The sequence below is a fragment of the Bradyrhizobium sp. 147 genome (assembly GCF_023073935.1).
Lineage (GTDB): Bacteria > Pseudomonadota > Alphaproteobacteria > Rhizobiales > Xanthobacteraceae > Bradyrhizobium.
Window position 1 is genome coordinate 23,727 of the sequence record NZ_JADPKL010000095.1, and the last position, 11,073, is coordinate 34,799.

The 11,073-nt window shown below is 59.3% G+C and carries 9 protein-coding genes and 1 pseudogene; 3 read left to right on the top strand and 7 right to left on the bottom strand.

What is annotated here, in order from left to right; translation table 11 throughout:
* Positions 1-5: 5 nt before the first annotated feature.
* The 3 genes from IVA87_RS23690 to IVA87_RS23700 all read left to right on the top strand — a co-directional run bounded on the left by IVA87_RS23690 (position 6) and on the right by IVA87_RS23700 (position 3,541).
* The gene (locus IVA87_RS23690; protein WP_247335233.1) at positions 6-722 is read left to right on the top strand and encodes a GntR family transcriptional regulator; all 717 of its coding nucleotides are present in this window, start codon (positions 6-8) and stop codon (positions 720-722) included.
* A gap of 25 nt (positions 723-747) precedes the next feature.
* Positions 748-1,722 carry a tripartite tricarboxylate transporter substrate-binding protein gene (locus IVA87_RS23695; protein WP_247335236.1) on the top strand — a complete coding sequence of 325 codons (975 nt, stop codon included), beginning with the start codon at positions 748-750 and terminating at the stop codon, positions 1,720-1,722.
* 1,417 nt (positions 1,723-3,139) lie between these two features.
* Positions 3,140-3,541 (top strand): hypothetical protein, encoded by a 402-nt coding sequence (locus IVA87_RS23700; RefSeq protein ID WP_247335239.1) that lies wholly within the window; start codon positions 3,140-3,142, stop codon positions 3,539-3,541.
* Between the two features lie 1,488 nt (positions 3,542-5,029).
* On the opposite strand, the gene IVA87_RS23705 is transcribed toward IVA87_RS23700, so the two are convergent.
* The 7 genes and pseudogenes from IVA87_RS23705 to IVA87_RS23740 all read right to left on the bottom strand — a co-directional run bounded on the left by IVA87_RS23705 (position 5,030) and on the right by IVA87_RS23740 (position 10,504).
* A complete protein-coding gene (locus IVA87_RS23705; RefSeq protein WP_247335241.1) occupies positions 5,030-5,290 on the bottom strand; it encodes a hypothetical protein in 261 nt (86 codons plus the stop codon).
* 664 nt (positions 5,291-5,954) lie between these two features.
* Entirely contained in the window at positions 5,955-6,152 is a 198-nt protein-coding gene (locus tag IVA87_RS23710; protein ID WP_247335243.1) for a hypothetical protein, read from the bottom strand.
* A 1,832-nt stretch (positions 6,153-7,984) separates the two neighbouring features.
* The gene (locus IVA87_RS23715; RefSeq protein WP_247335244.1) at positions 7,985-8,158 is read right to left on the bottom strand and encodes a hypothetical protein; all 174 of its coding nucleotides are present in this window, start codon (positions 8,156-8,158) and stop codon (positions 7,985-7,987) included.
* A gap of 145 nt (positions 8,159-8,303) precedes the next feature.
* Positions 8,304-8,453, bottom strand: a pseudogene (locus tag IVA87_RS23720) (transglycosylase domain-containing protein); the annotation flags it as partial.
* Positions 8,454-9,038: 585 nt separating this feature from the next.
* Positions 9,039-9,344 (bottom strand): hypothetical protein, encoded by a 306-nt coding sequence (locus tag IVA87_RS23730; RefSeq protein ID WP_247335250.1) that lies wholly within the window; start codon positions 9,342-9,344, stop codon positions 9,039-9,041.
* A gap of 463 nt (positions 9,345-9,807) precedes the next feature.
* Positions 9,808-10,008, bottom strand: a complete 201-nt coding sequence (locus IVA87_RS35435) for a hypothetical protein (RefSeq protein WP_247335245.1) — start codon at positions 10,006-10,008, stop codon at positions 9,808-9,810.
* A 289-nt stretch (positions 10,009-10,297) separates the two neighbouring features.
* Positions 10,298-10,504, bottom strand: a complete 207-nt coding sequence (locus tag IVA87_RS23740) for a hypothetical protein (protein WP_247335246.1) — start codon at positions 10,502-10,504, stop codon at positions 10,298-10,300.
* Between the last annotated feature and the right edge of the window lie 569 nt (positions 10,505-11,073).

Consider the following 11,073-nt stretch of genomic DNA (forward strand, 5'->3'; position numbering starts at 1 on the left):
AGGACATGGAAAGACGCCGCGAATTGCAGTCGACACTCCGCATCGAGGACGTCCCGACCGTCCGGGCGATGGTGGCGCAGAAGCTGCGTGCGGCGATCATGTCGGGAACACTGAAGCCGGGCCAGCGCCTGGTCGAGCGCGAGCTCTGCGAGATGATGGGCGTTAGCCGTCCCTCGATCCGTGAAGCGCTGCGTGCCCTCGAAGCCGATGGTCTGGTCAACACGGTCCCCCATCGCGGCCCCGTGGTGTCCACGATCAGCCTCGAAGAGGCGCGGCAGCTCTACGCGGCCCGCGCGGTGCTTGAAGGCTTCGCCGGCCGCGAATGCGCGAGACTCCACGACCCCGAGGTCGCGCGCCGGATCGGGGATGCTCTGACGCGGCTGAAGGCGGCCGCGGCCAAGCAAGACCTGGTCCGATGCCTCGAAGCCAAGACCGATTTCTACGCGGCGCTGATCGGCGGCTGCCGAAATGGGTTCATCGAGCGCATGCTCAAGCCGCTGCACGATCGCATCCAGCTGCTGCGGATCACGTCGATGTCGCAGCCGAAGCGGATCAACAAGAGCCTGCGCGAGGTCACCGCGATCTGGCGTGCGATCCAGAGCGGCGACGCGGACCTCGCCGAGCGGTGCTGCGTCGACCACATCAATGCGGCTGCGGTGGCCGCGCTCGACATGATTGCCAAATCGTCGGCAGCCAAGGAGGCGGCGCCTTCCGACGACTAGAACAATGCCGCCAGGGAGGTGTTCGATGCCGTATCTCGTACGATCGCTGATCCTGTTTTTCCTGCTCGACCCCGGCGGCGCTGCGATGGCGGACGACTACCCCTCACGCCCGGTCACGATGATCGTGCCCTTCTCCGCTGGCGGCCCCGGCGACGTCATCGCACGAATCCTCGGCAACGCCATGAGCGCGACGCTGAAACAGTCGATCGTGATCGAGAATGTCGTGGGGGCCGGCGGCACGCTCGGCACCAACCGCGTCGCCAAGGCCGCTCCCGATGGCTACACGCTGCTGCTGATGCATATCGGCCAGGCTACCGCACCCGCTCTTTACGCTAAGCTGCCGTTCGATCCGGTCGGCGATTTCGCCCCGATCGGGCTCGTCACCGACGTGCCGATGATCCTCGTGGCCCGGCCGAACTTTCCGGCCAAGGATCTCCGCGATCTGGTCACGACCATTCGCAATGCCGCCGACAAGATCACCTTCGGCAATGTCGGTCTCGGCTCGGCCTCGCAGCTCTGCGGCCTGATGTTCATGAGCACCACCGACACGAAGCTCACGCCGATCTACTACAAGGGCGGCGGGCCGGCATTGAACGACGTGATCGCTGGCCATATCGATGTCTATTGCGATCCTGCAACCGGACCCACTCCTTATATCCAATCGAACACAATCAAGGGCTACGCGATCACCAGCAAGAAGCGGGTTGCGACCCTCCCGGACCTGCCGACCTCGGCCGAGGCCGGCGTTCCTGAATTCGACGTGACGACCTGGTACGGTCTCTACGCGCCCCGCGGCACGCCGAAGCCCGTTATCGACCAACTCGTCGGCGCGCTGCAGACGGCGCTAAAGGATCCGGCGCTGATCAGCCGATTCGCCGAGCTCAGCATGGCTCCGGTCGAGCCCGAGCGTGCGACATCGCAAGCCCTCGAAGCGTTCCTGAAAGCCGAGATAGGCAAATGGAGTCGGATCATCAAAGCGGCCGGAATCGACCCGCAGTAGAGGCCAATGGCCGGGAGGCGGCTGCGTACTCAAGATGCTGCGATAACGCTCGAGCCATCAAAGGTCAGCGCAATTCCCAGATCGAACGCCTTTCTATTGCCGCGTCATCTTTGCTGCGATCGGGAATGCCCGCAACGCAGCAGCTCGCAGCTCATCCAAGGTGATGTGGCCGGCCTTGGCAGCTGCAAGAAGCTGTGCGGAATCCTTCCGGCTGTTATGGGTCCCCGCCGTTCGGACGGTCCCGGCACGGTTCTTCCAACACGACTTCCACAGTCGACTTCGCGCGATCCGACAGCGTCATCTAGGTCTCTCAAGGGCTCCACAGACTACTTCTTCAACATGGAACTGAACATCCGGCGCCGTTAACGGAGGCTCATTGGCTCCAGCTGGGACGGTTCGTTTAGCCTAGGATGCCCGCCTTGGAAGGTAGCGGCCCAATGTCCAGATCGCCGCCACTGGGGATGGAGCGGGAGTCTGCTATCGTGCGGACTGCACGGCTTCCGCTCCGAGGGCTCGGAACGCTGCAAACTGCCATATGACAAGCCACTTGGGTTCACTTCCTCGAACCCGCGCGTCGGCAGTCAGGTTTCAACCCCGGTGCCCCGGGGCTGGCTGCGGACGCACCGGGGCCGCCCGGCGCACCCCGTACGCGGCGCGCTCGTCGATATCGTCCGCGCAACGATCTAGTAGGAAGCGTGCTCTGGCTTAGTTTCGCATGGGCCTGTTATGAGAGCACCATTGCACGGATCGAGCTTTCCGCCGCCCCCGGTGATGAGGATTGGGACAGCCACGGTTTGGGTGAGCTGACGGGAAGGCAGTAGATTACATGTTACAAGTGGGTGCACCCGAACGACGAGCGTTAGATCGGTAGCGAACTCGAGCGGTGGTCAGCGCCGTTGCGCAATCTGTGCTGACTCACGACAATGGGCAGAGATACTCCCGAATGTGAGTGAGGCCCGTCGTGCCGCCGTGTTCGGCGCTCTGCCGCTGAGCTTAGGAGGAGCCTCGGCACCTAGAATAGGAACAGCGCCCGTCAAGTCCGCGCTGGCCTCGCCATTGAGACTCTGCTTAAGAAGGCGCGCATGCAGAGGGAGCTTTGGATCATAGTGGGTGGTTTGTCCTCAATCGCTGTAATCGCGAGCATTTGCACCGCGGCTTTGCCAAAGGTTTCGGTCGATCATGGAGCCGTGTCGAACTCCGATCGGTCTATGCTTCTGGTCTCGGAGAACAGCCCGTATATGCGCAACGAGCGTTAGGCCTGCATCAGTACGCGGTCGACCCGGTCGGCTTCAGCTGCACGAGAGCGGAGCTTATCTGCGGCTGCTGAAACCAAAGACTTGCGCCCGGCGTAGACCTTGGATGCAAAATGAAGGCCCCAGCTCGAGGGGGCGAATTGGGGCCTGGTTGGCAACACGTCTTGCTTGATGGCACGCAAGACGGTTCATTGAACTGGCTGCGGGGGTGCTCGTTCCTAACAATCGAAGGGCCGAACGCCACGTCCGTCATCGGCCCAAGCGCCGCTCAGGATCGTGTGCTTCACGATGCCACCTCGGACATCGCCGACGCGCTGGCCCCGTGCGCTCCCCACAGCGACGCGGAGATCTCGCCGGCGCTGCGGGCCTTCATCGAGGCCAATGCTGCGAGGCTCGACGTGCAGCTCGGGCTGTGCTTCGCGCCACCCCACAATCGCCGGCGCAGCGAGGTCACTCGGCTGGACGGCCTAGGAATGCGCGTCATCTGCAAGGCTTGCGGTCAGCGCAATCCTGCGCGCCGGCAGCGAAGGCGAGATGGCAATTGGACGGCCCCGGCCCAAGGCTAGAGAGGGGCGGTGGGGCCGGGGCCGCTGGAGGTTGCCTGATCCTCAAGCTATCAAGGGCAGGCGAGAACCAGCATATCCGCAGGTCACCGAATTCCTCGGTTCGCTTTAGCACTGTTCCGGTCAGGAACTTGCACGTGGTTTGGATGGTGAAGCCGAGTGCCAAGGACGCTACTTAAGGCGGCCTACCTTTTCAGGCGTCTGCGATCCATCCCCGCCTTGATCTCGAATACGGCGATGATCGCCGCGCACACTGTTGTGCCACCCCGTTGCCAGTATGAGGATCATTTCGACCATACGTGGCTAATTCTGCGGCGGGCCGCTTAATCCACCCCGCCGGGCCTGAACCACATGACAGCCGCAACAACGGCGGCCTTAGTTATTTCCGCCGACTACACGAAGGCCCGGACTCGCTAGTTTTCCGGGAGAAACGCAAACTGGCGAGACCTCGCGGTCCTGGCGTTGAGCGCGCTTGCAATTAGGGCAGACGAATAGGTGAGCGATTGTCGACGGAGGATTATCTCGCACCAGCTCGGATCGAAACCACCTCATGCCGATCTGGCAATTAGGGCAGATCGGAACTTCAAACTGCCCCCGCGCGTGCTTTAGCCGGTCCATGCATGCCCCCTATTTGGCAAAGACTAGCAAGACACGATGGCCAGCAAAGTATCAAACGATACAAAACTCAAATTAAGCCACTAATGTCGGAAACAGGCCAGCCTCGAGGGCCGGCGGAACGAGCCCGAAAACACGCGGCCTTAGTCCTTCGGTTTGCATCCGAAGGATTTCTTCTGCTGTTCCAGCTCGGCGACTAGGCTAGCTATTCCGGACAAGGCGTCGCGGTCCGTAATTCGCCGGCGATCTGCCGGTAGTGGCGGATTTTGCTGTCTAATTCGGCGCACTTCTCGCACATCGTCTCACCGCAACAATTAGGCGGGAGCGTGCAGCACTCTCAGTCACCGATAACTGCCGAGGTCCGGGCGGTGATGATGTTGTCTACCACGCTGTGCTCGTTACGGGAAAGTTCACCTGATCGGGTTGCTCGACAGCTCGGCAGATCGCTTCCATTCTGCGGCGCTGTCGGCAAGTTTGTCATACTCGGCCGCAATGCGGAGGAGCCTCTGCTTCTCTGCTTAGCTATAGAAAAACTTGTCCGCCTTGGCCCGCGTTTCTTCTGCGCGATCGCGCAGTGTTCCGGGTTTGGAAAAAGTTCGTCAGGTCCGCCTCCTCCATCAAGAAAAGTGCCGGACCGACCTGCCATTGGCCGATAGGCGGGCAATCTCGCATCGATAGTCGAGGGATAGCTGACCGAAACTCCGCCCCACGGCAACACCTCCTCGAGCAAGTGTTGCACTTCGTTTGTGAACTCAGGAGAGGGCGATTCGACCGCGGCACGCCGCTTCATATTGCCGCGCGGGAGGCACCTTCTCGACGAGCGCCACGCGCCCTTCATTCATCTGCCCATCGAACGTCCGGGAGCCGATCTACCGCTCAATTGGTATAAGCACGTGGTCGCTCGGTTTCGACACTCTCACTTGAGGCCAAGCAACGTCGCGCTCGTTCGATCTGTGCGTCCGTAGCCCCGTGATTACGAGCATACATCTCAGCCACCGGTGCCGAATATCTTGCGACGTAGTATCTGACCTCGCCGCAGGAGAAGCGCCCTGAGGGCCTGTGGTGACGCGAAGCGAGGGCTTCGGACCCAAGCGAGATCAGCAACAAGGTAGCAATGGCCCCCGCCCGTACAATCATCCTCGTCCCCCTACCTTATGTCTGCTTAGTAGAGAGTGCAGCCTGAGTCGCGCACGCGACGCAAATTAAGAATGGCGCACGTGCCAAAGTGCCGTGAAACTGTTGCTCCAACGCTTCGGTGTTGTGCGGGCAAGGCTGCAGATGCAGGTGTCGTAAGCGATGCGGCTTCGCGTAAATGTCGAAGCAGTGAGGCGCGATCATCGCATTGAACGGTAGCTACTGCCGCCGAAGAACTCTCCTCCTGCGAGCGGCCTTCGGGATACGCCGACCAATCCTTCTCGCGTTAGCGGCTCGCAGGCGACGCCGGAGCGTCTGCAGTTCTCCAAATAGTGCGACAAGCCCCTCGACCCGTTGACGCAGAATAGCCGAATAGTTGTAAACCTGACCTCGATTACTCATTACTGCCTCGAATGAATATTGAAAGCAATATGCAGGGGACAACGGGAAGAGTATGCAATCGGAGGTAAGACGAGACAAGCCTCAAAAGACGGCAGCGTGAACGCGGAAGGGGCCCGCAATCACCATAGGGTTGTCGTTGCGCGTCCTTTCGCTTCGTGTTTCGGGTTGGCCTTCGTTCGAAAGTCCGGGTCACTAAGGCAAGGCTGCGGGTCTTATGCGGCAGCTCAACGCGCCCTGCGCTGGCATGGGTGCGGCGCTTACTTCCCTAATAGTGGTGGCCCGGTGCGCGCTCCAGAGGCGGCCGGGGCTTGGCCAAGCCGGTGGTACCGGAGGCAGTCTCGCCATTAGCCATGATGGTCCCAACCCGCTCAAATGTCGTAACGAATGCCGCGAAGGCTGCGACTGTCACTGCAATCGCGAACAACAGGATCACGGTACGGTCGGGATTCCGCTCAGTACTCATGAGCAACTCCACTCAGACGGCCGGGCAGCTGAGCAGCCCGCTAAGCTCCGCATGGCCTCGTGGCAGCTTTTGCTTTGAGAGCTTCGGCCGAGCGCGCTCCAGTTGTCGGCGCGAGCTTGCAAAACGCGGAGCTTATGGAGGTTGAAAAATATTTGTCGGTCAAACCGGAGCGTTGGTTCAGATCTGTCTCTGCTCTTATCTTCGCAGACCGACTACGCTGGTACTTCAGGCGAAGCATCGTTCTAACTCTTGCACAGAATGTCCTTAGGGCCAGCGGCGCTGAGGAACATGCGGCAGGTTTGCTGTCGTAACTAACCCGCCGGCGGTGACTGCGCTGCTTTCGACCTCATGGACGTGAACTGCAATGCGAGATCAGGAGCGGTGTCAGACCGCGAGCACCACGCGTGCGGGATTCATGAAGACCGCCGAGCCGAGCGGAAGCCTAATTGAACGAAGGCCCGCCGCCCGTGTTAAACAGCGACCATCCGCCAGCAGGGATGCCGAGTAGACTCGCCCCAGCCACGAATCAGCCCCGCGGCTGGGGTCCTTATGTCCCTGGTGTAGGCCCGGTCGCCTCTCGTGGCGCAATAACCCGGCGCAGCACGCGGCTCGAAGCTTGAGACAGACGCAACTCCTTGCCATCCAGCCGCTTCCTTCAAGACTGCTTCTGCAGCCCCATGTCGGCCGGCAGCGGCAGCATCGCTTCCGCCGCGGATTCATCGTGCTCGTGTCGGGAGGGCCGAATTAAATCGATCGACGGCACAGTTGAAGTGCAGTGCCGCAGCCATGGTCGAACACAGCTCGCCGATTTGGCGGGCCCTGGAATTGCGAGGAACTCGTTCGCAGCGCTCATCAAAGCGTCTGCCTGAACTTACATGCCGGGGCTCTCTGAGTTATGGCGACTTGGCTACCATTCGGGATCGTCGAAGCTGCCATAGTCTCGCACGATGTACTCTCGCGTGAAGCGCTCCACCGGACGCCAGTGCTCGCGAATGACGATTGTCGGAGTCGGGGGCCTCCAATAGTCGGGGTGGATGACTATTGTCGGAGACGGCGGGTAAACGTAGGGCGTATGAACACGCCAGCAAACGTCTCCCCTACACGCAATAGCAGCGGAGGCGCCCGTACTGCAGAGCGCAAGAAGACTGGCAGCAACGCCAGCGGCTAAAATAGCATTCCTGCCAAATGACCGGTTCGGGTCGTTCATGTTTTCCTCCTCCGTAACACGCGTTTCTTCTATCCGTCGAACAAACCCCAGCAAAACCGCCTAGTTTCAAGGTTGCAACATTAAAACTCACGAGTTCGAAGGCAGCCATCAAGTTCTGCACCAGCTGGGATGGGTTTCAAGCCGCCATTTATTTCGCCGCGCGCACAGCTCAGCGAAGCCGCAGACGGCAAGCGTCTGCGACTCGCATCGAGCCGAACGAGCTGAGCGGCGTCTGTCAAAACCATTCGTTAGCTCCTCTGTGCCTACTCTTGAGCGTGCCGCGTACCGCCGATTCGGCACATGGAATGGGAATGCCGGCCCCGGCTACTTACCCCATCCTGCGGCTGGGGCCGTTTTTGAACTTGCTCAGCATCGTTTTCGGGGTCACAACCATGCTTAGAGGCATTGCTATCGCGCTATTTGGAATGGGCATCTTTTCTCAGGTCGATGGATCGCTCTTCAGGGGGCGCAATACTGAGGCCGCGATCAGGCTTATTCGGGAGATCGGCCGCGGGTTTGGTTTATAGGCCCGGCGGTAATTGGAAAAGCAACTGTAGGCTCTGCAGCCCGACGTGCGGGACAGTTTGCCAATCCTGAAATGCGCGGTGTCAGCCCGGGCATGAGGCTACTCGGCTCGTTTCCCAGCCAACTCGCGAGCGGCCAAATTAAGCTCCAGCTCTCTAAGCTGTTCGATTAACTGCTTTATGATCTCGTCACAGTCGGACGGCGTCAATGAATGCACGCCGCGCAACGCCAATTCATTCTGAAGAATCGTCGCCATCACGGCTTTGACGCTCATGGCCTTCATCCAAAAACTAGATCATCACAACAATTGATCTCAAGCAGACGCCGAATATCGCATGTCAACGTCCGCAAAACTCTGGAAAAATATATCGGCAGCGGAAGAGCGGTCGCAGCGCACATCGCGAAACGCCTCGAAGTGGTGTCGAGCCGCCCGACACGATGTGGCCGCGCGTTGCAAGCTGCAATGCGGCCCGGCCCAGCGCCAGCGGGTCGATGCCGTCATGCGCATAGAAGCGCTGGTCCTCATAGGCCAGCAGCAGTTTTAGATAGGTCGGATCGACATTCGTCCTGGTTTTATTCAACAGTATTCGCTTCGTTCTCCCTATCCGTCTTACTGATCCGGCGTAGCGGCCCAATGCGGCGGCCATCTTTGAGGCCCGCACGCCCTGCCTGGCCAGCGTGACCACCCGTCGAACTCCTGCTCGGCCCTTTGCCTCGGCTTTGGTGTTTTCATGATGACCGCTCGGCCCGGTGGTACGACAACGACGCCGGTCTTGTATGAACTTTTGGAATTGAACGATCCCCAGCTCGCTCATTCTGAAACGCATGCCGACAACAAGCCCGTCAGCGTGTGAGCGAGCATGGATAAATCTGAAGTCTCATTGTGAACCGACGAGACGTTTCTCTGCGTTCGGCTTACCCTTTGTCTTTGCTGCGACGAACTGAACTCCGACGTGAGAACCATCCACCCAAATGAGCTCGCAGCGCCGAAATGCCAGACCCGTGGAGGACAGAACCAAGAAGAATTCCTGTGCTTTCAGAGGGTCTATTGAGCCGTCAACCTCAAGCTTGGCCCCGTTGCAGAGGCATCGACAAGAGTGCAGCTTCGTCGCCACGTCCTATCGACGCCCATGATGCTGACTGTATGCTTGTGTTCAAAGCGAACACCGTGCGCTTTTCGGTTGTTTTCCATCATCTGCAATCCTCAATTTCAAATCAGTTTCTCCAAATAAATGCGCCGCCTCCCTGCGCGTCTCTGCAATAAACAAATCGATCTTCGCCGACTGAGCCAGTAGAGCCGTTCTCGTCGCTTCATTCAGTTGTGTCTGCCCCACGATCAATCGGATGCAGCTATTCGCGAGTTCAAGAATGAAGACAGCCCGACGGATATCAGGTCGAGAGCTTGAACCTGCGACAACAGAGCGGCGACGTTCGGCACAACGCGGGGCAGTCTCTGGCATGAGGGACTTGTCTCAGATTTCGCCTTGTATGGCTGCCGAAACATTAGCACTGAGGACATTGCCGCAATTCTCAATTACGGATCGGCATGGCCTTGCCGAACATAAAAACAGGAGACGATGAAAAATAGAGCGATACGCGAATACAACGGGGCAGGCCAACTGGGACTAACCTTGCCATTATGACGATGACCACGCCCACCATTCTGTAGAATGTGGTGTCCGAGAATTTACGCCGAAGCAGTTTACAAACAGTTTTGAGGTTGCGAGCAGTCGATATTGTAGTATGCAAGTTGCGTCACGAACGCTATCGGAGTTCGGCAACATTCGCTTAGGGATGTAGCCACATTAGCTTGAGGTGGCCAAGTAGCGGTCGACACTCGGAAGAGCGAGAGGATAGCGGCTTGGTGGTGGTGATGCTGGCGAGATTGCACGGGGAAGGACTCGGCCGTCCGATGCGCCCGAACTAAATCATTCTCTTTTTTGTGACCCACGAGCTACGGACGTAATACCCCTGTCGCTGAATGGTTGACTTGATCTCGTCGCTTACTTTGACAATTCTTTTTCTGCTCTTGCGCCACTTTTTTGTAGAGTAAGGCCCGGGTATCGCGGAGCCTGTGCTTAGAACGAGCAAGTCACGCTTCCCGTTCCGATAGACATCAAACACTTTTCGCGCCCCGCTAATCTAATCGAAGTAAACACAAAACCGTTTCGGTCATTCTGATCGACCAGCTTACAACTTCGAACCGGGGTGCGGGTTGTAAATGTGCAACGCTCCGCGACTTCTGCTTCACGACGTGCCAAGCACGAAGACGCCCTCGATCGTCCTTGCGGCGCACCAGCGAGCGGACAGGAGGGAAACCGATTTTTCGCCCGCGGATATGAGAACAAAGCGGTAGCGAATGGCGGCTCGATCGATGAGAGCATCCTAACTCCGCGGAGGCAAGGCCGGCCGTCTAGTCAGGAGTGCGGCCGCCCTTCGTGTCGGCCGACGCGGCACTTCGAAATACAGCCACCAGCCGATCACCTTCCCAAAGCTCCACGTGGTGCTCGCCGTACATTTGCTCGGCTCGACGTCTCGCCACCTGCTCGTCAATGCAGTCGAGCTTTGCGGCACAGATCACTCGCCGGTTGCCGTCGACCACCAACACTTTGTACCGCATGATGGCAGTCCCATCCAAAAGGGGACCGTGATCCTAATCGAATGTCCGTCTCAGGTGGTACCAAACTAGATGCAGCCGCGCGGAACCTTTGTACGTGTGGCAATTCGGCTATACGTAGTCCTCTAGGACTCATCGATGGCTCAGCGTAATCTCGGGCGTGCCGAACCCTGCGGCTCGAGCTTAAGATTGAGAAGCCCCCCAGCGTCATCATCAGCACTCCTAGCCAGGTTAGCTTCCAGCTGCGCGCATCGTCGGGCGTCTCTTCATTGCGCGCGTCCATTGGTATAGCAGGGGATGAGTCTGCGGCGCGGCCGCGAGAAGCTTGCTCGACGTCGACTTGGCTCGGCACGGACTGCTCGGGCGTGAGCTGGCCGCTCGGAAGATCGGCGACTGGTGGCGTTCGACCGCATGGGGATCGTGCCAGTAGCGAGATCGGAGGCGGCATCAGCTACGGTGACCCCCGGTGCAGGTGTCAAGCGACGTCCGGATTTGACCCCGCAGCGACATGAGGAAGTGACCCCCTTGTTGTTTGCAGGACTGTAGCAAGCCGCTCGCGAAGCGCGCCCGTC

Bases quoted from the DNA above. Each gene is read 5' to 3' on its own strand.
- IVA87_RS23695 (WP_247335236.1), top strand. From the start codon at position 748: ATGCCGTATCTCGTACGATCGCTGATCCTGTTTTTCCTGCTCGACCCC.
- IVA87_RS23690 (WP_247335233.1), top strand. From the start codon at position 6: ATGGAAAGACGCCGCGAATTGCAGTCGACACTCCGCATCGAGGACGTC.
- IVA87_RS23715 (WP_247335244.1), bottom strand. From the start codon at position 8,158: ATGAGCGTCAAAGCCGTGATGGCGACGATTCTTCAGAATGAATTGGCG.
- IVA87_RS23705 (WP_247335241.1), bottom strand. From the start codon at position 5,290: ATGATTGTACGGGCGGGGGCCATTGCTACCTTGTTGCTGATCTCGCTT.
- IVA87_RS23740 (WP_247335246.1), bottom strand. From the start codon at position 10,504: ATGCGGTACAAAGTGTTGGTGGTCGACGGCAACCGGCGAGTGATCTGT.
- IVA87_RS23710 (WP_247335243.1), bottom strand. From the start codon at position 6,152: ATGAGTACTGAGCGGAATCCCGACCGTACCGTGATCCTGTTGTTCGCG.
- IVA87_RS23730 (WP_247335250.1), bottom strand. From the start codon at position 9,344: ATGCCAGAGACTGCCCCGCGTTGTGCCGAACGTCGCCGCTCTGTTGTC.